Here is a 21,833-nt window from a genome sequence, read left to right on the forward strand (position 1 = left end):
GCGGTGTGAGGTGCGCGGGCGGACTACGACGAGACGCCCTGCGCGGGTGCTCCCGGCAGGTGTCCGAAGAAATACGTCGCCTTCACGACGATGACGTTAACCGAGCACCCGCCGGCCCGGCTGCGCCTCCTCACCATGTGGACGCCACGACCTCGGCGGGTCCGGCGTCTCCTCACACCACCAGGTGCTGGACCTCGGCCTCCACCCGGCGGCGCCGGGGCGCCAGCTCGACCAGCACCATCGCCGAGAGCACCATCACCCCGCCGAGCAGCAGCCGGGCGGTGACCTGCTCGCCGCCCAGCAGCACCGCGAAGCCCGCCGCGAAGACCGGCTCCATGCTCATGATGATGGCGGCCCGGGTGGGTGGCAGGTGTCCCTGGGCCCAGGTCTGGATGAAGAGCGCCGCCCCGCCGGCCACCACTGCCATGTAGACCAGGGAGAGCCAGTCGGAGCGGGTGGCGGGTAGCACGATCCCGTCGGGCGCGGTGACCACGAAGCACAGGAGCGCGATCACCAGGATCTGCAGGATCGACATGCCCATCGCCTCCTCGGGCCTGGACCAGGCCCCGAGGCCCACGATGTGCAGGGCGTAGATGCCGGCGGCCACCAGGGTGATGGCCTCGCCGTACCCGACGCTGATCCCCTGGAGGGTCAGCACCGCCAGGCCGGCGGTGGCCAGCAGCACCGCGCCCCAGGTGACCCGGGTGATGCGGGTGCCCAGGAGCAGGGCGGCGAGGAACGGGGTGAACACCACGTACATGCCGGTGATGAAGCCGCTGACGCTGGCGGCGGTCTCGGCCAGCCCCGCGGTCTGCAGGATCTGGGCGAGCCCGTAGAGCAGGCCCAGCACGAGGGCGTGACGGCGCGACTCCGAAGAGAGCCGGGCCAGCGCGCGGGGAGCGACGAGCAGCATGGCCACGCCGGCGATGGCGAAGCGCACCGCCAGGAAGTCCAGGGTCGGCACCCGGTCCAGCAGATCCTTCGTGAGGTAGAAGGTGGATCCCCACGAGGCCGTCATGGCGAGCAGAGCGAGGGTGGCGACCAGCGTCGTACGCCGTTCACCCAAGGTGGGCCGCCTCGCGCAGCTTGCGGAGCAGGGGCAGGTCCGGGGTCTCGGGCGAGCGGGAGCCCGGTGTCTCCAGGATGAAGGGGACGCCGGCGGTCGCCGGGTGCTCGAAGAGCTCGGAGAAGGCGCCCAGGCCGATGTGCCCCTCGCCGATCCGTTCGTGGCGGTCCTTGAAGGCGCCGCGGACGTCCATCGAGTCGTTGGCGTGGATGAGCCGCAGCCGGCCGGGGCCGCCGATCTCCACGATCCGGTCGACGGTGGCCCGGGCGCCCCCCGGCTCGTCGAGCGGCGCACCGGCGGCGAAGACGTGGCAGGTGTCGAGGCAGATCCCGGCCCGGGGGTGGTGGTCGAGCGCGTCGAGGTAGGGCTGCAGGTCCTCGACGCCGGCGCACAGCGAGCGGCCCTGCCCGGCCGTCGGCTCCAGCAGCAGCCACGGCGCGTCCTCGCCGTCGAGGGAGTCCAGCAGGGGCAGCAGGCCCTCACGCACCTGGCGCAGGGCGGCGGCGTAGGTCTCCTGGCTGCCGGACGGGTCCACGAAGGAGCCGGTGTGCACCACCACTGCCTCGGCCCCGATCGCGGCCGCCCGGCGCAGGTTGTGGGCCACCACCGCGACGGAGCGCTCGTAGGTGGCGGGGGTGGGGGAGCCCAGGTTGACCAGGTAGGGGGCGTGGATGAAGCTGCGGGTGCCGGTGGCCTCGCAGCTGCGACGGAAGAGCGCGTCCTCTCCGGCGTCGCCGGCCGAGAGGGCCCAGCCGCGCGGGTTGCCGACGAAGACCTGGAGGGTCTCGTAGCCGAGCTCGCGGGCGCTTGCCAGGGCGCCGCGGGCGAGCCCCTTCCCGACCTGCACGTGGGTCCCGATGGGGTTCCGGACCTCGGGTGTCATGCTCCCATCGTAGGTCCCGCACGGGGAGCCACCACGGGCCGGGCGCAGGCGCGGCTCGTGCTAGATCAGGTACAGGGTGACCGTCGAGCCCTTCGGCACCAGGTCGCCTCTGGAGGGGTCGGTGCGCAGCACGAAGCCGAGGCCGATGTACTGGCCGGACTCCTCCACCACGACCTCGAACCCGAGCGCCTCCAGCTCCTCCCGGGCGGCGTCGACGCCGGAGGCGACCACGCCCGGCATCTCCACCAGCTCGGGCCCCAGCGAGACGACCAGGGTGACCGCGTCGCCCTGGTAGAGCGTCGCGGTGGGCGGGTCCTGGCTGATCACCACGCCCTCGGGGACGGTGTCGCTGTGCTCCTCCTCGCGGACGACCACCAGCTTCTTGCGCTCCAGCGCCTGCTGGGCCCGCGCGGCGCTCTTCCCGGTCCAGTCGGAGACCTGGCGCGGCTTGCGTCCCTTGCTCACGATCACGTCGACCACGTCCCCGGGCTTGAGCACGGTGCCCGCGGCCGGGTCGGTCCTGATCACGGCCCCCTCGGGGACGGTCTCGCTCCAGCGGTCCACCCGCTCGCCGTAGGCGAGGTTGGTGCCGAGGATGGCGTCCTGCGCCTCGTCGAGACCCACCCCGGCCAGTGCCGGCACCTCGTAGCGCTCCGGGCCCTGGGAGAGGGCGAGGGTCACCGCCCCGCCGTCCAGCACCCGGCCGCCGGGCTCGGGGTCGGTGGAGACGACGTGGCCGGGCGGCACGGTCTCGGAGAAGGCGGGGTCGCCCACGCGTGCCTCCAGGCCCGCGGAGTCCAGGGTCTGCGCGGCCTCGGCCTCGGTGAGGCCCAGCACGCCGGGGGTGGTGGTCCAGCGTGCGTAGCCGAACCACCAGGCGCCGGTGCCCACCCCGACCACCAGCAGCAGGGCGAGGGCCAGCAGCAGCGGACCGCGCCACCGCCGCCGGCGCGCGGCCGGGGCGACGAGGGGGTCCGCGTGCGGGCTGGGCAGGCGCGGGATCGCCGGACGGCTCACCTGGCCCGGCGGCGGGACGGCCTGGATCTGACGGGTCGAGTCGGGCCCGGCGGCGTCGTCGTGCCAGGCGTCCCCGTCCCGGGCGGCGAGCTCCGCGTCCTCGGGGCCCTGCTCGTCGGGCACGCCGAGGCCGAGGTCCTCGACCAGGTCAACGAAGCCGTCGCGCTCCGCCTCGACCTCGACGTCCAGGGGAGCCGCCGGGCGGGCCGGTCGCAGGTCGGCCTCGAGCTCGGGGTCCTCGCGGACCCCCTCGCGCAGCGCCTGGGCGACCCGGTGCAGCTGGTGGAGCAGCACGCCGGCGTCGGCCGGCCGCTGGCTGGCGTCCCGGGCCGTGGCGCGGGCCACCAGGGCGTCGACGTACGGCGGGATCGCCGGCACCCGGGCCGAAGGGGCGGGCACGTCCTCGTGGACGTGCTTGTAGGCCACCTGGATCTGGGACTCGCCCTCGTGGGGCTTGTGCCCGGTGAGCAGCTCGTAGAGGACCACGCCCACGGCGTAGACGTCGGCCCGGGGATCGGCCTGCCCGTGCACCACCAGCTCGGGGGCCAGGTAGGAGACGGTGCCGATCAGCACGCCGGTCGCGGTGTGCTGGGTCTCGGCGCTGACGGCCTTGGCCAGCCCGAAGTCGGCCACCTTGATCTGCTCGCCGTGCTCACGGTCGCCGATCAGCACGTTCTCGGGCTTGACGTCGCGGTGGACCAGCCCGGCCCGGTGGGCGGCGGCCAGCGCGGAGACCACCGGCTCGAGGAGCTCGAGGGCGCGGGCGGGGCCAAGCGGTGCCTCGGCGCGGATGACGTCACGCAGCGTGTGCCCCGGCACGTACTCCATCGCCAGGAAGACCGTGCCGTGGTCGTCGCCCTGGTCGTAGACCGCGACCACGTGCGGGTGGGAGAGGCGGGCGGCGGCCCTGGCCTCGCGGACGAAGCGGGCGGCGAACGCCTCGTCGTCGCCCATGCCGGGGTGCATCACCTTGATCGCGACCGTGCGGTCCAGCCGGGTGTCGTGGGCCTCGTAGACGCCCGCCATGCCGCCTCGCGCGATCCGGCGCCCGAGCCGGTAGCGGCCCTCCAGGAGACGCCCGACCAAGGGGTCGGAGGTCGCCTGCGAGGCGCGCCTGGAGGCTCGCTCGTCTGGCTGCACGGGGACCTCCGACGTCACCGGATGGGGAAGTGTGCGTGGCGCCATCGTACGGACGCCGCGACGGGGGCGTGGGGTGGCCTGTCCCACGGCGTGGCGCGGCGGGTGGCAGCATGGTCCCCATGGATGACGTCCCGCTCGCCGAAGCCGACCTCGACGCACTGGTGCCGGAGTGGGTGGACTGGTCGACCGTCGCGCAGATCCTGGGGGTCTCCGTCGGCCGCGTCCGCACCATGATCCGCGAGCACGAGCTCGCCGCCGCCGTGCCGCGGCCCGGCGCCGGCCAGCAGGTGCCGGCCGACTTCCTCCAGGACGGTCTGGTGGTCAAGGGGCTGCCCGGCCTGCTCACCGTGCTGCACGACGGCGGGTACGACGACCGCGAGATCATCGCCTGGCTCTTCACCGACCTCCAGCTCCCGGGGCGCCCGATCGACGCCCTGCGGGAGAACCGCGGGTCGGAGGTCAAGCGGCGCGCCCAGGCGATGGCTCTCTAGGCCCTCGCCGGGGGCTCCGGGTTCGCGCGGGGCTGCGCCGAGGTCCGGCCGCCTCACACGGAGCGCTGGGTGACGGCCGTGGCCAGCTCACGCAGCACCTGCCGGGCGTCCGGGTCGAGGTCGGCGTCCTCCAGGGCGGCGAGCGCCTCCTCGACGAGCCGCTCGATCAGCGTCTCCACCTCGGCCCGCGCCCCGGAGGTGTCGATGACCTCCCGGAGCCGGTCCACCGTGGCCGGGTCGAGCGGGGTGCCCAGGGCCGCGTCCAGCTCGGCCGCGGCGTCGCCACCGGCGGCCAGGGCCTTGGCCACCAGCACCGTGCGCTTGCCCTCGACCAGGTCGTCGCCGGCCGGCTTCCCGGTGACCTCGGGGTCGCCGAAGACCCCGAGGACGTCGTCGCGGAGCTGGAACGCCTCGCCCAGCGGCAGGCCGAACGAGGTCAGCTGCTCCAGCACCTCCGCGGTGGCGCCGCCCAGGGCGGCCCCCACGTGCAGCGGCCGCTCCACCGAGTACTTCGCCGACTTGTAGCGCAGCACGGTCATCGCCGTCGCCTCGTCGGCGTGGGCGCGGGCCTGCACGGAGACGTCGAGGAACTGTCCCGCGATCACCTCCGAGCGGCACAGGTCCAGCACGCCGAGCGCGGGGACGACCCGGTCCAGCGGCAGGCCGCAGCGGCGCAGCAGCTCGTCGGACCAGGACAGGAGCAGGTCGCCGAGGAGGATCGCGGCCGCGGCGCCGTACTGCTCGGGGTCGCCGCCCCAGCCCGCAGCCCGGTGCTCGGCCTCGAAGCCGCGGTGCGTGGCGGGGCGTCCGCGCCGGGTGTCGGAGGCGTCCATCAGGTCGTCGTGGACCAGGGCGCTGGCGTGCAGCAGCTCGAGGGCGGCAGCGGCGCGGGCCAGGGCACGCTCGTCGGGCACCTCGGGCTCCAGCGCCCGGTAGCCCCACCAGCAGAAGGCCGCCCGGAACCTCTTGCCGCCGCCGGTGGCCGCGCGGGCCTCGGCGACCAGCCGGGCAGCGTCGGGGCCCAGGGGGGCCAGCCGCGCCTCCTGGAGGGTGAGGAACTCGTCGAGCTCGTGCTGGACGCGGGCGCGGAAGTCGGTGGGGTCCCAGGCCTCACGCACGCTCGCGGGCGGACGGGGCGAGGAGGATGGCTCGGGCACGCGGCCAGACTAGCCAGTGGACCGTCCCCGAGCCGGGCACGGTCTCCTCCCTAGGATCGCGGCATGACTGCTCCGCGTCCGGCACGGATCGGCGACCTCCTGCGTCAGGGGGAGCGCTCGTTCTCCTTCGAGTTCTTCCCGCCCAAGGACGCGGCGGGGGAGCAGGTGCTCTGGGACTCCATCAGCGACCTCGAGCCGCTGCGTCCCACCTTCGTCTCCGTCACCTACGGCGCCGGCGGCTCCACCCGCGACCGGACGGTCGCGATCACCGGCCGGATGGCGCGGGAGACGAGCCTGCTGCCGATGGCGCACCTGACCTGCGTGGGCCACACCCGCGCGGAGATCGGCACCGTCCTGGCCGCCCTCCAGGAGGCCGGGGTGCGCAACGTGCTGGCCCTGCGCGGTGACCCGCCTGCCGGTCCGGGGACCCCGTGGACCGCCACCGAGGGCGGGGTCGACCACGCCTGTGACCTGGTCACCCTGGTCCGGGAGCACGGGGACCTCTGTGTCGGGGTGGCGGCCTTCCCCGAGGGCCACCGCGACGCGGAGAGCCTCGAGGCCGACGCCCAGGTGCTGCGGGCCAAGTACGACGCGGGCGCTGAGTTCGCGATCACCGACATGGTGCTCCGGGCCTCGGACTACTTCGGCCTGGTGCAGCGGGCCCGGGAGCTCGGCGTCGACTTCCCGATCATCCCGGGCATCATGCCCATCCTGGGCCTGGCCTCCATGCGACGGATGGTCGAGATGTCGGGCCGCCAGATGCCCGTCGAGGTCGAGGCCCGGATCCGGCCGCTGGCCGAGGACCCGGCCGCGGTCCGCGGCGAGGGGATCCGGATCGCCACCGAGCTGTGCGACGACCTGCTCGCCGGCGGCGCACCGGGCCTGCACTTCTACACGCTGAACCGCTCCCGGGCCACCCGGGAGATCTGGAAGGCGCTCCGGCTCGCCGTCTGAGTCGGCCTGAGGGGCCCGAGCGGGTGAGCGGGCCCCGGGCCGGGCTCGGCCGGGCCCCGAGGGGGCTACTGTCTGGCCATGCCTCGCACAGTGTCGGTCGTCGGTCACGGCGGCGTCCGCGCCGTCCCCGACTCGGCGGTGGTGCGCGTCGCCGCGACCCACCGGGCGCGCACCGTGGCCGAGGCGGTGGCAGGGGTGGACTCGGCCGTCACCGCCATCGGACGGGTCGCCCGCGGCCTGGCGGAGGTGACGGTCTCCACCACGGGGCTGACCCTGTGGCCGCTGCGGGACCCGGACGGGGCCCTCGAGGCGTTCGAGGCCACCCACCAGCTGACGATCGGCTGCCCCAACCTGCCGGTGGCCTCCGCCCTGGTGGTCGGGCTGGCCGAGGAGGTGGGCGAGGCGCTGCGGATCGAGGGAGTCCAGCTGGAGGTCGCGGAGCAGTCCTCGCTGCAGGACGAGGCCAGGGAGGCCGCCTACCTCGACGCCCGGCGCCGTGCCGCCCATCTCGCCGGCCTCGAGGGGCTCTCCCTCGGCGACCTGCTCGAGGTGGCCGAGGAGCCGGGCGAGGGGGCGGGCCCGGGCCTGCTGCGGGCCGCGACGTTGGAGCCGGGCGAGACCACCCTCACGGCCCGGGTGCGGGGCACCTGGCAGGTCGTCTGACCCGCGGGCACTGCGAGGTCCTCCGCCGGAGGTCTGGGACGGGGGCTCAGGCTGGCCCGACGACCTGCGCGACCAGGGCGGCGGAGAGTCCCACGAAGGGGATCCCGGCGCCCGGGACGGCGTGGGCCCCGGCCGCGTAGACGCCCGGGACCGGTGTCGTGGGACCGGGGCGGCGGCGTACGGTGCGGCGGCCCTGCCACCGCGGGCCGAGCGGCGAGCCGCCCCACTGCTCCAGCAGGTCGCCGGGACGGCGGTCCACCCGGACCACGACGGAGTCGCGGACGTCGAGGCCGCGCCGGGCCAGCACCTCCAGCACGTCCTCGCCGGCGACGCCGCGGTGCGAGACCGTCCAGGAGACGGCGCCCTCGGGGGCGCTGCCCCCCGGGCGGACCACGAGGTCCGGGTCGCCGTGCAGCACCAGGTCGTGGCCGAGCGGCGGCACGTCGCCGGCGAGGCCGAGGTGGACCACGGTGGGTGGCGCGGCGACCCGGGCCCGGGCGACCCGGCTGCGCAGGGCCGGGAGGTGGCCGGGATCGATCGCGCACACCACGGCGTCCGCGTCCAGGTCGCCGGCGGAGGTGGCCACCGCGACCGGCCGGCCGCCGCGCAGGACGACGTCGTGCGCGGTGGTGCCGAGCAGGACCTCGACCTTGCGGGTCGCCAGCCGGCGGGCCAGGGCCTCACCCACGGCCGCGAGGCCGCCGGGGACGGTCCAGGCGCCGAACTTGTGCTCCACGTAGGAGACGGTGCCCAGCCAGCTCGGCACCCGGCGCAGGGCGTGCCCGTCGGCGGTGAACGGGTGCCCGGCGACCAGCCGCAGCCGCTGCTCGCCCAGCACGGCGCGCAGTCGCCGGTCCAGCGACTCTCGCCGGCGCAGCAGGCGGACCGTCTCGCGCTCAGCCAGGGCGGGGTCCCACGGACGTTCGAGGTAGTCGCGGCGCAGCAGCTCCCACTCGCGGCCCAGCATGTCGACGTAGGCCGCCCACCGGCTGCCGAGGCCCGGGCCCAGCCGGTCGAAGGCCGCCTTCTGCTCGGCCCTCGAGCCCGCGGTGACCAGGACGCTGGTGCCGTCGGTGAAGCGGTGCTCGCGGACGGCCTCGACCGGGACGAGGTCCAGCTCTCGTTCCAGGGGGCGTCCGGTCTTGCGGAAGAGGTCGCGCAGCACGGCGGGCAGCAGGGTGGTGCTGGGGCCGGCGTCCCAGGTGTGGTCGCCGGCCCGCACCGTGGCGAGGGCGCCGCCCACGGCCTGGGACCGTTCCACCACCACCACCTGGTGGCCGAGCTTGGCCAGCCGGGCTGCGGTGGCGGCGCCCCCGAGGCCACCGCCGATCACGACCACGCGCATGGCCGCGAGGCTAGCTGTTCGGGACCCGGCGACCGGCGGGCGGCTCCTCCGCGGCGATCACCCGGGCCAGGGACTCGGGGTCGCGGCCCACCACCGTGGTCCCGTCGGCGGCGGTCAGGATCGGGCGCTGGATCGCCTGCGGGTGGGCGGCGAGCGCGGCCAGCCACCGCTCGCGGTGCTCGGGGTCGCGAGGAAGGTCGATGCCCGCCTCCCGCGCCTCACGGGGCCGGGCCAGGTGCCACGGCTCGACCCCGAGGCGCGCCGTCACGTCGGCGATCTCCTCGGCGGTGGGGGGCTGGTCCAGGTAGCGCCGGACGGTTGCCTCGATGCCGGCCTCGTCGAGCGCCGCGGCCGCGGTCCGGCACTTGCTGCAGGCGGGGTTGAGCCAGATCTCCATCAGAGGACCCCGGCCCGCCGGGCGCCGGCGGCCTCGGGGAGGAGGGTGTCGGCGCCCGCCCCTGCCCCGCCGGTACGGTTGCGGCGCGCGTGCTCGTCCCGGAACGCCGTGATGGATGCGTGCTCGGTCGCCATGACCGCGACCTTAGCCAGTGCCGTCCTCCCGGCTCGCCCGGCGGGGGCGGTGCGTCCCGTCCAGCCCGACCCTTGCAGGGAGTCACATGATCGTCCGGCCTACCTCGGTGGTCCTCGCCACCCGCGTCGCCCTGGCCCTGCTGGTGATGGCGGGGATCACCACCGTGCTGACCTGGTGGCGGCGCGAGGACCTGCTCACCTCCTGGGCCGAGGGCAACGCCGGGGCCCGGGTGATCCTCCGCCAGGGCGGCCTGGTGGCGGTGGAGGCCTCGCTGGCGGTGCCGGCCCTCGTGCCGGTGGCGGTCACCTCCTTCGTCGTCCTGGCCATGCTGGTGGGCGTGCTGCTCGCCTTCTTCGTCGAGGGCTTCGGCTGGGCCCGGCTCTCGCTCGCGGTGATCGCCCTCTTCGGGATCTTCCTCGCGGTGCTGTGCGTGGCCAGCGGGATCCCGACCCTCTTCGTGGTGATGTCGGTGCTGATGATCGGGCTCTGCCTGGCCCTGCTGGTCCTCCTCTTCCACAAGGACACCAACCGGTTCATCCGGGAGGTCTGAGCCTCCTCGGCCCCGGACGTCGAGCCTCTCGGGTCCAGACGTTGACCCGTTGTCGGGGGAGAGGTGTACCTTGGTCCCGTTCGAACAAATGTTCGAAGGCGGACCCGGTGGCGGTGCCTCGACCCCACCGGCACCGGGTCCGGCAGGTGGGTCGAGCGACGCTTCCGAGGAGGAGCCATGAGGCGGTACGACGATCCCGTGGACGTGCGCAGGGGCCCGGTGCCCGGCAGTGGTGAGGAGGCCCCGGAGCAGTTCCTGTGGCGGGGGAGGCTGTGGAAGGTCCGGGCCGTGGTGGCCCACTGGGTGGAGACGCCGCCCTGGTGGCACTCCGCGACCGCCACCGTCCTGGCGGCGGGAGGCGCGCCGGCTCCGGGTGCCCCGCAGGCCGACCTGCTGACGGAGCGCCAGATCTGGCGCGTCGAGGCCGGTCGCGGCCCCCTCGGCGAGGGATCGGCCGGGGGAGTCTTCGACCTCTCCTTCGACGGCAGCGACGGCCGCTGGCAGCTCGTCGGGTGCGTGGACTGAGATGACGGATCCCACGAGGCCCACCAACCCCTACCTGCTGCCCGCCACCACCCACTCCTACCTCGCCCGAGCGGCGGAGTCGCTGCAGGAGGCGATGCTCGCCCGCGACGTGCCGAGCCGCTACGCCTGCGCCCACGTCGCCGCCCTCCGGGCGGCGGCCGCCCTGCTGGCCGCCCGCGCCCACCCCGCCGCTGGGGCCCGGCGCCGCCAGAAGAACGCGTGGGTGCTGCTCAGCGAGGTGGCACCGGAGCTCACGGAGTGGGCGACCTTCTTCGCCGCGGGTGCCGGCAAGCGGGCGGCGGCCGAGGCGGGCTCCGCCCGCGCGGTGAGCGAGCGGGAGGCGGACGACCTGGTGCGCGACGCGGACCGCTTCCTGGCGGTCGTCGAGTCGACGCTGGGCCTGGTGCCGCACACCGCGGCCCCGGGTCGTCTGCTGGCTGCGACAGGGCCGGGCGGTCGGGCCGGTGTCGCCTGATCCCTTCGCCCACCTCCACGTCGCCTCCGGGTACTCCCTCCAGTACGGCGCCTCGCACCCGGGTGGGCTGGTCGAGCGGGCCGCCGACCACGGGATGGACCTGCTGGCCCTCACCGACCGCGACGGCACCTACGGTGCGGTGAAGTTCGCCAAGGCGTGCGCGGCGGCGGGCATCAGCCCGGTGCTGGGCGTCGACCTGGCGGTGGAGCCACCCGGCGTCCCCGGGCGCCCCACCGGTCCGCGCCGCCGCACGCCGGTACGGGGCGGAGCCTTCCGGGAGGAGGGGCGGCCTCGCGTCACCCTGCTCGCCGAGGGCCGGGCCGGCTGGACGGCGTTGTGCCGCCTGGTCTCCTCGGTCCACCTCGCCGGCGAGCGCGGGCGGCCGGTGGCGACCCCCGACCTGCTGGCGCCCCACCTCGCCGAGGGGCGGCTGCTGGTGCTGCTGGGGCCCACCTCCGAGCTGGGCCTCGAGGTGGCCCGGCACCGCGACGACCTGGCCCGCGAGGTCGTGGCCTCCTGGCTGCGGCTGGTGCCCCGGGAGAACCTGCTGGTCGAGCTGGTCTCCCACCGCCTCCCCGGCTCCGGGGGCGGGTGGGGGCCCGGGTCGACCCCGCACGCGGCCCGGATGGCCGGGCTCTCCCGGGAGCTGGGCCTGGGTGCCGTCCTCACCAACGCGGTCCGCTACGCCGACCGCGCCGACGCCCCGACCGTGGATGTCCTCGACGCGGCCCGGCGGCTGGTGCCGCTGGACCGCCGGCACGTCGACCGGGGCAACGCCGAGGGCTTCCTCAAGTCCGGCCGGCAGATGCGGGAGGTGGCCGAGGAGGTCTGCCGGAACGCCGGCCTGGGGCCGCGCGAGGTCGACCGGCTGCTCGCCGGGACCCGTGCCGTGGCCGAGCGCTGTGCGCTCGACCCGGGCGCCGACCTGGGGATCGGGGAGGTCCACTTCCCCGAGCTGGAGACGGCGGCCGGGGCCGGCGAGCCGGTGGCCCGGCTCGCCGGAGAGACCCGAGCCGACGCCGCGCTCCGGGTCCGGTGCGAGTCCGCGATCGGGTGGCGCTACGGCAGCTCCCCGCGGCAACGGATCTGGAAGCGCCTCGACGACGAGCTGCGGGTCATCGCCTCGCTCGGCTACGCCTCCTACTTCCTCACCGTCGGGGACGTCACCGACCTGGTCCGGGAGATGGGGGTGAGGTGCGCGGCGCGCGGGTCCGGGGCCGGGAGCCTGGTCAACTACCTCCTCGGCATCTCCGGGGTCGACCCGCTGCGGCACGGCCTGCTGATGGAGCGGTTCCTGTCCCCGCTGCGTCAGTCGCTGCCCGACATCGACATCGACGTGGAGTCGGCCCGCCGGCTGGAGGTCTACGAGGCGATCCTGGACCGCTACGGCGCAGAGCGCTGCGTCTGCGTCTCGATGATGGAGACCTACCGGGTCCGGCATGCGGTGCGTGACGTGGGAGCGGCCCTGGGGATGCCTCCCGGCGAGGTCGACTCGATCGCCAAGGCGTTCCCGCACGTGCGGGCCCGGGACGCCCGGCGGGCGCTGCAGGACCTCCCCGAGCTGCGGGCCAGCGGGCTGGCCGAGGAGCGGCTCGACCTGATGTTCTCCCTGGTGGAGCGGCTGGACGGCCTGCCCCGCCACATCGCGGTGCATCCCTGCGGGGTGCTGCTCTCCGACGCCACGCTGCTCGACCGGACCCCGGTCGAGGCCAGTCATGCCGGCTTTCCGATGAGCCAGTTCGACAAGGACGACGTGGAGGACCTGGGCCTGCTCAAGCTGGACGTGCTGGGCATCCGGATGCAGTCGGCCATGGCCCACGCGGTGGCCGAGATCCAGCGGGTCGACGGGGTCGCGGTCGATCTCGACGACGAGGAGCAGGTCCCCTTCGACGACCCCGAGACCTTCGAGCTGGTCAGCTCAGCCAAGACCCTGGGCGTCTTCCAGATCGAGTCGCCGGGGCAGCGCGAGCTGGTGGGGAAGTCAGGGATCGAGACCTTCGAGGAGATCGTCACCGACATCTCCCTCTTCCGGCCCGGACCGGTCAAGAGCGACATGATCACCCCCTACCTGGAGGTGAAGCAGGGGTGGCGCCCCGCCTCCTACCTCCACCCCGACCTGGTCCCCATCCTGGCCTCGACCCACGGGGTCGTGGTCTTCCACGAGCAGGTCATCGAGATCATCGCCTGCTTCGGCGGGGTCTCGTTCGCCGAGGCCGACGAGAGGCGTCGCGCGCTCGGCGACGTGGAGGGGATGGCGCGGACGCGCGAGTGGTTCGAGCCGACGGCGATCGCTCGCGGCTACCCGCCCGAGGTGGTCGCGCAGGTGTGGAAGGTGCTCGAGGCCTTCGCCTCCTTCGGCTTCTGCAAGGCGCACGCGGCCGCTTTCGCGCTGCCCACGTTCCAGTCCGCCTGGCTGAAGACGCACTGGCCGGCCCACTTCCTCGCCGGGGTGCTGACCCACGATCCGGGCATGTACCCCAAGCGGTTCATCCTCGACGACGCCCGCCGGTTCGGGATCGGGATCAGGGGGCTCGACGTCGACCGCTCCGAGGGTCACTACGCCGTGGAGTCCTCGCCGGACGATCCGGCCGGCTACGCGATCCGGCTGGCACTGAGCGAGGTGAAGGGGATCAGCGAGGCGGAGACGGCCCGCATCGTCGCGGCTCGTCCCTTCGCCTCGGTCAGCGACTTCTGGCACCGGGCCGCGGTCTCGCGGCCCGTGGTGGAGCGCCTGGTGCTGGCCGGCGGCTTCGACCGGGTCCACCGGATCGGCGGCTCCGAGCAGACCGTGCGGCTGCGGACCGGACCGACCCGTCGCGACCTGCTGCTGCAGGTCGCCGAGCTCGACCGGCACAGCCGGGTGCTGCAGAGATCGGCCCGAGGGCGCGGGCTCGGGGCGCGCCCGGCGGTCGACCGGGCGGCGGGGAGGGCGGCCCAGGCGACCTCGCGCAACAGCAGCGACCAGGTCACCCGCAGCGGGGTGTGGGGCCAGGCCTCGGCCCAGGCCAGGTCCTCACGGCCCGTCCACGTGGAGTCGGTCCAGCTCGCCCTCGGGCTCGGCGACGAGCCCGTCGAGGACCAGCCCTCGGGGCTGCCGGAGCTCACGCCGGCCGAGCGGGTGGCGGCCGAGCTGGAGATCCTCGGCCTCGACGTCAGCCGGCACGTCGTCGACGGCTACGCCGACCTCCTCCGGGCCCTGGACGTGGTCCGCAGCCAGGACCTGCTGCGGTGCCGCAGCAAGGCCGAGATCCTGGTGGCGGGGGTCAAGGTGGCCACCCAGACCCCTCCGGTCCGCTCGGGCCGACGGGTGATCTTCCTGACCCTCGACGACTCGACCGGTCCGGTCGACGCCACCTTCTTCGAGGACGCCCAAGGGCCCTACGCGGCCACCGTCTTCGGGTCCTGGCTGCTGCTCGTCCGCGGCGAGCTGCGCCGCACGGGCCGGCGCGGGGTCTCGCTCCGGGCCACCGGGGCCTGGTCCCTGCCCGAGCTGCGCGCCCTCTGGGAAGGCGCGCCCTCCCTCGAGGAGGGCCTGGGCGCGGTCCGCTCGGTGCTGGCGGGCCGCCCGGCGACCGGGTCGGATCCCGCCCGGCGCCGGGTGCTGGTGCACAGCAGCGGGTTCCGGATGTCCCCCTATGCCGACATCAGGCCCGCCGGTGAGGACGCCGCGAGCGCGGGGGCGCTCAGCCGGGCCCTGGAGGGTGAGGGGCACGGTCAGGGGCAGGCGCCTTCGCGCGCCCTGTGGCACCGGAGCCCGGGGACCCCGGGGTGAGCGCGATGGCATCCGTCCACGTCCTAGGGTGTTCCTCATGCCAGCGAGTGAGCGGACCGACCGACCCAGCGAACGACGCAGCGCAGCCCGCTCCTCGGTGGTCTGGGACGCACTGGAGCCCCTCTTCGCCGGAGGCGGAGGGCTGGAGGTCCTCGACATCGGAGGCGGGACAGGGGGCTTCGCGGTCCGAGTGGCCGAGCTGGGCCACCGGGTCACCGTCGTCGACCCCAGCCCGGATGCACTGGCGGCCCTGGACCGACGGGCCCGGGAGCGTGCGGTCGACGTCACCGGCCGCCAGGGGGACCTCTCCGACCTGCTGGCGACCCTCGGGCCGGACACGGCCGACGTGGTGCTCTGTCACGGGGTGCTGGAGGTCGTGGACGACGCCGCCGCCGGCCTGGGCGTCCTGGCGGAGGTGCTGCGTCCCGGTGGCACGCTCAGCCTCCTGGTCGCCCAGCGCCACGCGGCCGTGGTGGCGCGTGCGATGGCGGGCCACTTCCAGCAGGCCCGCGACCTCCTCGAGGGCGCCGATCCCGTGCGTGGGGGCCACCGGTTCACCCATGAGGAGCTCCTCGAGCTGCTGGCCGAGGCGGGCTTCGAGCCCTCGATGGTGCACGCGGTCCGGGTCTTCGCCGACCTGGTCCCCGGCACCCTCCTCGACCTCGAGCCCGGCGCCACCGCCGCGCTGGTGGAGCTCGAGCGGGCCGTGGCGGAGCGCCCCGAGTACCGACCCCTCGCAGCGCAGCTGCACGTGCTGGCCTCTCGCTGACCCCGGCGCCCGGGCGGTGGCCCGGTGAGCCGTGCCCCGCAGTCGCCGTCCCGTCCGGCGATCCTGCACGTCGACATGGACGCGTTCTACGCGTCCGTGGCGGTGCGCGACCGCCCGGACCTGGCTGACGTGCCGGTGATCGTGGGGGGCGGGAGCCGCGGGGTGGTCCTCTCGGCCAACTACCTCGCGCGCGCCTACGGCGTGCGGTCGGCGCTGCCCATGACGCGGGCCCGGCGGATGTGCCCCGACGCCGTGGTCCTGGCGCCCGACTTCGAGACCTTCGGCCGGGTCTCGGCGGCCGTGATGGAGAACTTCCGCAGCATCACCCCGGTGGTGGAGGTGATGTCGCTGGACGAGGCGTTCCTCGACGTCTCGGGTGCCGCTCGGCGGCTGGGGTCCCCCCGGGAGGTCGCCGAGCGGCTGAGGGCGACCATCCACGACGAGCAGCGCATCACCTGCTCGGTGGGGATCGCCGCCACGCCCACCCTGGCCAAGCTGGCCAGCCGACGGGCCAAGCCCGACGGCGTGGTGGTGGTCCCGCCCGACGAGGCGATCTCCTTCCTGCACCCGCTCGACGTGGGTGAGCTGTGGGGGGTGGGGGAGAAGACCCGGGCCCTGCTGCACCGGCTCGGTCTCAGGACGGTGGCCGACCTGGCCCACACGCCCCTGCGCACCCTCCAGCGGGCGCTGGGTCCCGCACTGGGCACCCAGCTGCACGAGATGGCCTGGGGGGTGGACCGGCGACAGGTCGTGGTGCGCCGGGGGCCCGACGAGCCGGATCGGTCGATGGGGGCGGACGAGACCTTCGCCCGGGACACCGACGACCGGGAGCGGGTCCTGCGCGAGCTGCTGCGGCTCTCGGCCCGGGTGACCGGCCGGATGCGGACCGCCGGCGTGGCCGGGCGGACCGTGACGCTGCGGGTCCGGTTCGCCGACTTCACCACGCTCACCAGGTCCCGCACCCTGCCGGAGGCCACCGACGTCACGGTGGAGGTCTACCGCACCGCGGTGCGCCTCTTCGACGCGCTGGGGCTCCAGCGCGCGCGGCTGCGACTGGTCGGGGTCAGGGTCGAAGGACTCGTCCCGGTCGAGCGCGTCCAGAGGCAGCTGGTGCTGGGGGAGCCGAGCCATGGCTGGGAGGCCGCCGACCGGGCCGTCGACGCAGCCACCCGGAGATTCGGATCCGGCGCGGTGCGTCCAGCCACCCTGCTCGGGTGAACGACGACCGGGAACCGGTGGTGATCATTTTTTCCCCTGCGGCTACCGTGGTGGGAAACCGCTGCCTAGACTTCACCTTGCGGATGTGCCGCGCATCACACCGGTCGGGAGGAAACGTGCCGCTCTCGGAAGAAGAGCTCCGACTGCTCGAGCAGATGGAACGTGCTCTCGTCGAGGAAGACCCCAAGTTCGCCCACACGTTGCGGGGGACGGCCTTCCAACGAGCCGCCCGCCGACGTGCCGTTCTCGGCGGCGTCGTCTTCGTCACCGGCATCGCGATCATGATGACGGGCGCCATCGCCTCCATGCCCGTCGTCGGGGTCGTCGGCTTCGTGGTGATGCTGGCCTCCGCCACCGTGGTCGTCACCTCGCTCCGCAACCCGGGCCGCGCCGCGCAGCCCATCCCGTTCAAGGACGCCCCCCAGGGCTTCAGCGTGATCGAGGGCGGGCGCAGCCGTCGCCGGTCCCGCTCCGGGCAGTCCTCGCAGGCTCGCTCCTCCCACTCCTTCATGGAGCGGATGGAGGAGCGGTGGCGCCGTCGCCGCGAGTCCGGCGGCTACTGAGCCTGCGCAGCACCCGACGAGAGCGCTGTCTCTCGGCCCGGTCAGTCGACGTGGTCGACCAGGTCGGTACGCCCGCTCGAGACGAGTGACGCCGGGCCCTTCGCGGGCTGCCGGACGAGCGAGAGGGGCCACCACCCGGCCAGTCGCGCCCGGCGCGGGCCCACCCCGGCCCTGACCGCGGCCACGCACGTGGCCAGGTCCCTGGCCCAGCTCCGCTCCGCGGGCTGGAGCGCACCGGGGCGGCCGAAGCGCGAGCGCTCCAGTGCGTCGACCAACCGGCCCAGGGCGGCCTCGGCCGCGAGGGTCGGCGCGGGACCGCCCTCCGGCCACCCCGCCGAGGGGCCGGGCGCGGTGGCACCGAACCAGCCGGTCACGACCTCGGACGTCACTCGCGGTGACCGCCCCACGGGCCAGGGCCGCCCCAGGTCGAGGCACTCGTCGCGCAGCTCCGCCCACACGCTCTCGATGTCGCCGCGACGCTGGCGAGCCTCGCGGCGCCGGGAGCGCACGAGCCGCGGCGCCAGGACGAGCGAGACCAGCAGGACCAGCAGCGCCAGCGAGGCCAGCAGGCCGGCCCAGGACCTCCCGCCGTCGTCCCCCTGCTCGCCCTCGTCCTCGGACGGGGCCAGGGCCTGGGTCCGGTCCTGCGGTGACTGGCCGGTGGTCTCGCGCGGCAGCGAGGGACGCTCCACCTCGTCGAGCACCGGGAGCTGGCCGGTGGTGTAGTCGGGCGCCAGGCGGGCCCGGTCGGGCGGGGTCGGCTCGAAGCGCACCCACCCCGAGCCGGGGAAGAACAGCTCGGGCCAGGCGTGCAGGTCGTGCGAGGAGAACTCCCACCGGCCCTGCCCGACCTCGGTCGGCTCCAGGAAGCCGACGGCGACGCGGGAGGGGATGTCGAGGACACGCGCCATCACGGCCATCGCCGCCGCGAACTGCTCGCAGTAGCCCTCGCGGCCGCCCTCGGCGAGGAAGGCCCCCAGCTCGTTGCTGCCCACCGCGTCCACCTGGGCCAGGCTGTAGGAGAACTCGGTGCGGAACCAGTCCTGCAGGGCGCGGGCCTTGCGGAAGCGACTGGTCTCCTCACTCGTCACGCTCTGGGCGAGCGCGCGCACCACGCCGGGCAGGTCGGCCGGGAGCTGGACCATGTCGCTGCCGACCTGGGAGACCCCGGAGGAGGCCTCGTCGAGGGAGTCGATGTCGTACTCGAGCTGCACGCCGCGCATGGACCACGCCAGGCCGGCGACGGTCGCCTCGTCGTCGCCGGCGATGAAGTCCATCGTCTCCCGGTCGTAGCGCCAGTCGCCCGGCGCGTCGATCCGCGAGACGTGGGAGACGGTGGGCAGCCACTGCGACTCCAGGCCCGCCCTCGCCACGAACTCGTGGCGGGCCTCGGTCCGGTCGAGCTCGGCGGCCACCCCCAGCAGGGGAGGCATGTCGCCGCGGGCCACCTGGTCCGACGGCACCTCGCGATCCCCGCTGCTCCACTCCTCGCCGTTGAAGCGGGTCAGCACCGAGAGCTTCACGTAGGTGGGCCGCGGGCCGTTCGTGGTGACCTCCAGCAGCGGGACGTCGGCCCCGCGGGAGAGGTCGCGGCGCATGTCGACCAGGGGGTTCTGGATCGAGATGCCGTCCCCGCCGTTGCCGCGGCCGGGGCCGTCCCACACTGCCAGGTCGAGGGTGGGCAGCAGGGCCGGCAGTGCCACCGCCAGGGCGGTGGTGCCGGTCCCGATGACCAGGGCCGAGGAGAACAGGGGACCTCGGCGCCCGCTCCTGGTGGTGAGTGCGTCGTCGCCGGGCCCGCCGGCTGCCCGCCCCCAGCGCAGGACCGCGTCCTCCTGCTGGAGGAAGAGCAGCGCCAGGAAGCCGGCCGCGACCGCGGCGAAGGACCACCACGCCACGCTCTGGTCGACGAAGGTCACCGGCACGCTGTAGAGGGCCAGCAGCAGCAGGCCCGAGGAGCCCACCAGGCGCAGGGAGACCGCCACCAGGTCCATCACGACCAGGGCCACGGCGCCGACGACCAGGACGAGCGGGGCCAGCGGTGCGCCGGTGGCAGGGATCGGGGCCACGTAGCGGTTGGCCGACGCCACGGAGTCCCGGACCGCCTCGGTGAGGGCGGCGACGCCCTCGGCGGTCGGCAGGGGCGAGCCGGTGACCTCGAGCAGGAGGAGTGATCCGAGGAGCAGGCACTGGGCGGCGGCGATCGCCAGGACCGGCAGCTCGAGCCGCCGCAGCACGGTGCCGAGGCCCGCGCACGCGGCCGCGAGCAGGAGGAGCGGGCCGAGGAAGTCCCCGCGCACGGTGAGGGCGCCCCAGGTGGAGACGGCCAGCCAGACGGTGAGGGCGGCGACCGCGGAGACCAGCAGGCCGCGGCCCAGCGAGCCCGTCACGGCGCGGTCCCGGCGGGCGCGGCCCGCACCGTCGCGGCGCCCCGGCCCGCCTGCCGGCCCAGCTCGGGCCAGACGCTCTCCAGACGGTCGTCGGGCCCCAGCGACGTCGCGCGCCAGCCGCAGGTGGTCAGCAGGTTCCGCGCCCCCTCGCCCGTGGCGGGCAGGTGGGGCGCCCACGCGTCCACGTCGAGAGCGAGCGCCAGGGCGGTCCCGGCGTGGTGGTGCAGGCGGGTCAGGAAGGGGCGGTCGACCGGGTCGAGGGCGCCGACGACGGCGACCACGAGGCCGTGGCCCGCCTCCGACATCCAGCCGCTCTCCATCAGGTGACGCGGCTCGAGGCCGACCACCGCCAACGCCTCGAGCAGGGGCGCGGTGTTCGCCCGTGAGTCGCGGGCGTGCCAGGCCGTGCTCGGGTCCTCGCCGGCGGCGGTGACCAGGCGCACCGCGTAGCCCCGCTGGGCGAGGTGCACGGCGACCGACGCCGCGGCCGAGACGGCCGTCTCCAGCGACGAGGCGGCGCCGTGACCGCGGTGGGCGTTCAGGCGGTTGTCCAGGAGCACGGTGGCCCGGGACTGCCAGGGCTGCTCCTCGCGGCGCACCATGAGCTCGCCCATCCGTGCCGAGCTGGGCCAGTGGACGCGGCGCAGGTCGTCCCCGCGCCGGTAGTCGCGCACGGTGACGTCCTCGGCGCTGCCGGTGGCGAACGAGCGAGGACGGTTGTCGCCCGCGCCCGACCAGACGCCGTCGAGCGGGATCGCGGGCAGCGGGGCGACCCGGGGCGTCACCGTCAGGGAGGCAGTGGTGTGGAAGGCCCGGCCCAGCTCCACCAGGCCGAACGGGTCGGTGACGCGGATCGACATCGGGCCGACCTCGTAGTGGCCGCGCACCTCCGAGCGCAGCCGGTAGGTCACGTTCCGTCGCCACCCGTGGGTGATGCCCTCCAGGACGAAGCGCGGCCGGCCCCCCAGGGCGTAGGGGATCTGCTCCTCGAGCAGCAGCACGCCGGTGGGGGTGCGCCCCTCGTTGGTCAGGGTCAGCGACACGGTGGCCGGCTGGCCGGCGGAGACCAGCCGGGGCGAGACCTCCCGCTCCAGGGCGAGCCGGTAGCGGGAACGGGCCAGGACCAGGGCGGAGACGAGGGGGAGCAGGGCCACCAGGATCCCCACCCGGACCAGCGAGGACTGGCCCAGCACGACGGCACAGGCGATGGCGGTCAGCCCGCCGGCGAGGAAGGCCCGTCCGCGCAGCGTCAGGGCGCCGAGAGCCTCACGCACGACCGGGGTCCGGGACCGGGACGGTCGCCACCAGCTCGGCCAGCACCGCCTGGCTGGTGCGGCCGCTCATGGTGGCCTCCACGGTGGGGATCAGTCGGTGCGCGAGGACCGGCTCGGTGAGGCGGTGGACGTCGTCGGGCAGCACGTAGTCGCGCCCGGCCAGGGCCGCCACGGCCTTGCTCGCCCGGACCAGGTGGAGGGTGGCGCGGGGAGAGGCGCCGAGGTTGAGCTCGCGGGAGTGCCGGGTCGCGGTGGTCAGGGCGACCGCGTAGTGGCGCACCGCGTCCGAGACGTGCACCTGGCCGACGATGTCGACCAGCTTGCGCACCGCCCCGGCGTCGGTCACCGGCTCGAGGTCGTCGAGCGGGTTGCGGCTGGTGTGGGAGTCGAGCATCGCGATCTCCGCGGCGGCGACCGGGTAGCCGACGGAGACCCGGGCCATGAAGCGGTCCCGCTGAGCCTCGGGGAGGGTGTAGGTGCCCTCCATCTCGATGGGGTTCTGGGTCGCGATCACCATGAACGGCGCCTCGAGGTGGTAGGTGGTGTTGTCCACGGTCACCTGGCGCTCCTCCATGCACTCCAGCAGCGCCGACTGCGTCTTGGGCGAGGCACGGTTGATCTCGTCTCCGACGACGATGTTGGCGAAGACGCCCCCGGGGCGGAACTCGAACTGCCGGGTGTCCTGGTTGAAGACCGAGACGCCGGTGACGTCGGAGGGCAGCAGGTCGGGGGTGAACTGGATCCGCCGCACCGTGCAGTCGATGCTGCGGGCCAGCGCCTTGCTCAGCATGGTCTTCCCGACCCCGGGGACGTCCTCGATGAGGAGGTGGCCCTCGGCCAGGAGGACGACGAGGGCGGCGGTGACCACGTCCGGCTTCCCCTCGATGACCCGCTCGACGTTCTCCCGCACCCGGGTGGTGACCCGCTGCAGGGTGTCGAGATCTGCGCCGCCGGCAGCAGGCACGCTCACGCTCGTCTTCCCCTCGTCGCGACGCGGGCTGCGCGCCGGTCTTCCCTGGAGCCGTCCACGGTAGTCGAACGGTGGGGGA

General features: G+C 74.8%; 20 protein-coding genes. 10 read left to right on the top strand and 10 right to left on the bottom strand.

The window, feature by feature from the left end; genetic code table 11:
- Positions 1-172 precede the first annotated feature (172 nt).
- The 3 genes from AC4BG9_RS05115 to pknB are packed head-to-tail and all read right to left on the bottom strand — an operon-like array spanning position 173 to position 4,106.
- On the bottom strand, positions 173-1,066 hold the full coding sequence (locus AC4BG9_RS05115; protein WP_490569995.1) for a DMT family transporter: 894 nt from the start codon (positions 1,064-1,066) through the stop codon (positions 173-175).
- On the bottom strand, positions 1,059-1,949 hold the full coding sequence (locus AC4BG9_RS05120; protein WP_490569996.1) for a deoxyribonuclease IV: 891 nt from the start codon (positions 1,947-1,949) through the stop codon (positions 1,059-1,061). The genes AC4BG9_RS05115 and AC4BG9_RS05120 overlap by 8 nt, the downstream gene beginning before the upstream one ends.
- Before the next feature lie 60 nt (positions 1,950-2,009).
- Entirely contained in the window at positions 2,010-4,106 is a 2,097-nt protein-coding gene (gene pknB / locus AC4BG9_RS05125) for a Stk1 family PASTA domain-containing Ser/Thr kinase (RefSeq protein ID WP_490569997.1), read from the bottom strand.
- Between the two features lie 119 nt (positions 4,107-4,225).
- On the opposite strand from pknB, the gene AC4BG9_RS05130 reads away from it, so the two are divergent.
- On the top strand, positions 4,226-4,597 hold the full coding sequence (locus AC4BG9_RS05130) for an Rv2175c family DNA-binding protein (protein WP_490569998.1): 372 nt from the start codon (positions 4,226-4,228) through the stop codon (positions 4,595-4,597).
- A gap of 53 nt (positions 4,598-4,650) precedes the next feature.
- Here AC4BG9_RS05130 and AC4BG9_RS05135 read toward each other — a convergent pair whose 3' ends face one another.
- Positions 4,651-5,754, bottom strand: a complete 1,104-nt coding sequence (locus AC4BG9_RS05135; protein ID WP_490569999.1) for a polyprenyl synthetase family protein — start codon at positions 5,752-5,754, stop codon at positions 4,651-4,653.
- A 63-nt stretch (positions 5,755-5,817) separates the two neighbouring features.
- On the opposite strand from AC4BG9_RS05135, the gene metF reads away from it, so the two are divergent.
- Together metF and AC4BG9_RS05145 are read left to right on the top strand one after the other, a co-directional pair.
- Positions 5,818-6,708, top strand: a complete 891-nt coding sequence (gene metF, locus AC4BG9_RS05140) for a methylenetetrahydrofolate reductase [NAD(P)H] (RefSeq protein ID WP_490570000.1) — start codon at positions 5,818-5,820, stop codon at positions 6,706-6,708.
- 78 nt (positions 6,709-6,786) lie between these two features.
- The gene (locus AC4BG9_RS05145; RefSeq protein ID WP_490570001.1) at positions 6,787-7,371 is read left to right on the top strand and encodes an SIMPL domain-containing protein; all 585 of its coding nucleotides are present in this window, start codon (positions 6,787-6,789) and stop codon (positions 7,369-7,371) included.
- Between the two features lie 46 nt (positions 7,372-7,417).
- On the opposite strand, the gene AC4BG9_RS05150 is transcribed toward AC4BG9_RS05145, so the two are convergent.
- The 3 genes from AC4BG9_RS05150 to AC4BG9_RS05160 are packed head-to-tail and all read right to left on the bottom strand — an operon-like array spanning position 7,418 to position 9,247.
- On the bottom strand, positions 7,418-8,716 hold the full coding sequence (locus AC4BG9_RS05150) for a phytoene desaturase family protein (RefSeq protein WP_490570002.1): 1,299 nt from the start codon (positions 8,714-8,716) through the stop codon (positions 7,418-7,420).
- Positions 8,717-8,726: 10 nt separating this feature from the next.
- Positions 8,727-9,113, bottom strand: a complete 387-nt coding sequence (locus AC4BG9_RS05155; RefSeq protein WP_490570003.1) for an ArsC/Spx/MgsR family protein — start codon at positions 9,111-9,113, stop codon at positions 8,727-8,729.
- Positions 9,113-9,247 (bottom strand): hypothetical protein, encoded by a 135-nt coding sequence (locus tag AC4BG9_RS05160; RefSeq protein ID WP_490570004.1) that lies wholly within the window; start codon positions 9,245-9,247, stop codon positions 9,113-9,115. The genes AC4BG9_RS05155 and AC4BG9_RS05160 overlap by 1 nt, the downstream gene beginning before the upstream one ends.
- A gap of 86 nt (positions 9,248-9,333) precedes the next feature.
- On the opposite strand from AC4BG9_RS05160, the gene AC4BG9_RS05165 reads away from it, so the two are divergent.
- The 7 genes from AC4BG9_RS05165 (at position 9,334) to AC4BG9_RS05195 (ending at position 17,120) form a co-directional block, all read left to right on the top strand.
- Positions 9,334-9,798, top strand: a complete 465-nt coding sequence (locus AC4BG9_RS05165) for a hypothetical protein (RefSeq protein ID WP_490570005.1) — start codon at positions 9,334-9,336, stop codon at positions 9,796-9,798.
- A 177-nt stretch (positions 9,799-9,975) separates the two neighbouring features.
- Positions 9,976-10,323, top strand: a complete 348-nt coding sequence (locus AC4BG9_RS05170; protein ID WP_490570006.1) for a DUF6504 family protein — start codon at positions 9,976-9,978, stop codon at positions 10,321-10,323.
- Position 10,324: 1 nt separating this feature from the next.
- Entirely contained in the window at positions 10,325-10,798 is a 474-nt protein-coding gene (locus tag AC4BG9_RS05175; RefSeq protein ID WP_490570007.1) for an SAV_6107 family HEPN domain-containing protein, read from the top strand.
- Positions 10,788-14,570, top strand: coding sequence for a DNA polymerase III subunit alpha (locus AC4BG9_RS05180; RefSeq protein ID WP_490570008.1), 3,783 nt, complete (start codon positions 10,788-10,790; stop codon positions 14,568-14,570). Before AC4BG9_RS05175 ends, AC4BG9_RS05180 begins: the two co-directional genes overlap by 11 nt.
- 37 nt (positions 14,571-14,607) lie before the next feature.
- Positions 14,608-15,339 (top strand): class I SAM-dependent methyltransferase, encoded by a 732-nt coding sequence (locus tag AC4BG9_RS05185; RefSeq protein WP_490570009.1) that lies wholly within the window; start codon positions 14,608-14,610, stop codon positions 15,337-15,339.
- A 24-nt stretch (positions 15,340-15,363) separates the two neighbouring features.
- Positions 15,364-16,557: a DNA polymerase IV gene (gene dinB, locus AC4BG9_RS05190; protein ID WP_490570010.1), complete on the top strand. Its 1,194-nt coding sequence runs from the start codon at positions 15,364-15,366 to the stop codon at positions 16,555-16,557.
- Between the two features lie 155 nt (positions 16,558-16,712).
- Complete coding sequence (locus AC4BG9_RS05195; protein WP_490570011.1) at positions 16,713-17,120, top strand: SCO2097 family morphological protein; 408 nt, start codon at positions 16,713-16,715, stop codon at positions 17,118-17,120.
- A 41-nt stretch (positions 17,121-17,161) separates the two neighbouring features.
- Here the strand turns inward: AC4BG9_RS05195 and AC4BG9_RS05200 are convergent, their stop codons facing one another.
- From AC4BG9_RS05200 to AC4BG9_RS05210, 3 genes are read right to left on the bottom strand one after another with little or no spacing between them, the layout of a single operon-like run.
- Positions 17,162-19,510, bottom strand: a complete 2,349-nt coding sequence (locus tag AC4BG9_RS05200; RefSeq protein WP_490570012.1) for a transglutaminase TgpA family protein — start codon at positions 19,508-19,510, stop codon at positions 17,162-17,164.
- Positions 19,507-20,784 carry a DUF58 domain-containing protein gene (locus AC4BG9_RS05205; protein WP_490570013.1) on the bottom strand — a complete coding sequence of 426 codons (1,278 nt, stop codon included), beginning with the start codon at positions 20,782-20,784 and terminating at the stop codon, positions 19,507-19,509. Before AC4BG9_RS05205 ends, AC4BG9_RS05200 begins: the two co-directional genes overlap by 4 nt.
- Entirely contained in the window at positions 20,777-21,754 is a 978-nt protein-coding gene (locus AC4BG9_RS05210; protein WP_490570014.1) for an AAA family ATPase, read from the bottom strand. Before AC4BG9_RS05210 ends, AC4BG9_RS05205 begins: the two co-directional genes overlap by 8 nt.
- Positions 21,755-21,833 lie beyond the last annotated feature (79 nt).

The organism is Nocardioides sp. Z40_12, assembly GCF_058215795.1.

Excerpts from the sequence above, each read along its gene's own strand:
- AC4BG9_RS05120 (WP_490569996.1), bottom strand. The coding sequence starts at position 1,949 with ATGACACCCGAGGTCCGGAACCCCATCGGGACCCACGTGCAGGTCGGG.
- AC4BG9_RS05130 (WP_490569998.1), top strand. The coding sequence starts at position 4,226 with ATGGATGACGTCCCGCTCGCCGAAGCCGACCTCGACGCACTGGTGCCG.
- metF (WP_490570000.1), top strand. The coding sequence starts at position 5,818 with ATGACTGCTCCGCGTCCGGCACGGATCGGCGACCTCCTGCGTCAGGGG.
- AC4BG9_RS05145 (WP_490570001.1), top strand. The coding sequence starts at position 6,787 with ATGCCTCGCACAGTGTCGGTCGTCGGTCACGGCGGCGTCCGCGCCGTC.
- AC4BG9_RS05150 (WP_490570002.1), bottom strand. The coding sequence starts at position 8,716 with ATGCGCGTGGTCGTGATCGGCGGTGGCCTCGGGGGCGCCGCCACCGCA.
- AC4BG9_RS05155 (WP_490570003.1), bottom strand. The coding sequence starts at position 9,113 with ATGGAGATCTGGCTCAACCCCGCCTGCAGCAAGTGCCGGACCGCGGCC.
- AC4BG9_RS05160 (WP_490570004.1), bottom strand. The coding sequence starts at position 9,247 with ATGGCGACCGAGCACGCATCCATCACGGCGTTCCGGGACGAGCACGCG.
- AC4BG9_RS05165 (WP_490570005.1), top strand. The coding sequence starts at position 9,334 with ATGATCGTCCGGCCTACCTCGGTGGTCCTCGCCACCCGCGTCGCCCTG.
- AC4BG9_RS05170 (WP_490570006.1), top strand. The coding sequence starts at position 9,976 with ATGAGGCGGTACGACGATCCCGTGGACGTGCGCAGGGGCCCGGTGCCC.
- AC4BG9_RS05175 (WP_490570007.1), top strand. The coding sequence starts at position 10,325 with ATGACGGATCCCACGAGGCCCACCAACCCCTACCTGCTGCCCGCCACC.
- AC4BG9_RS05185 (WP_490570009.1), top strand. The coding sequence starts at position 14,608 with ATGCCAGCGAGTGAGCGGACCGACCGACCCAGCGAACGACGCAGCGCA.
- AC4BG9_RS05195 (WP_490570011.1), top strand. The coding sequence starts at position 16,713 with ATGGAACGTGCTCTCGTCGAGGAAGACCCCAAGTTCGCCCACACGTTG.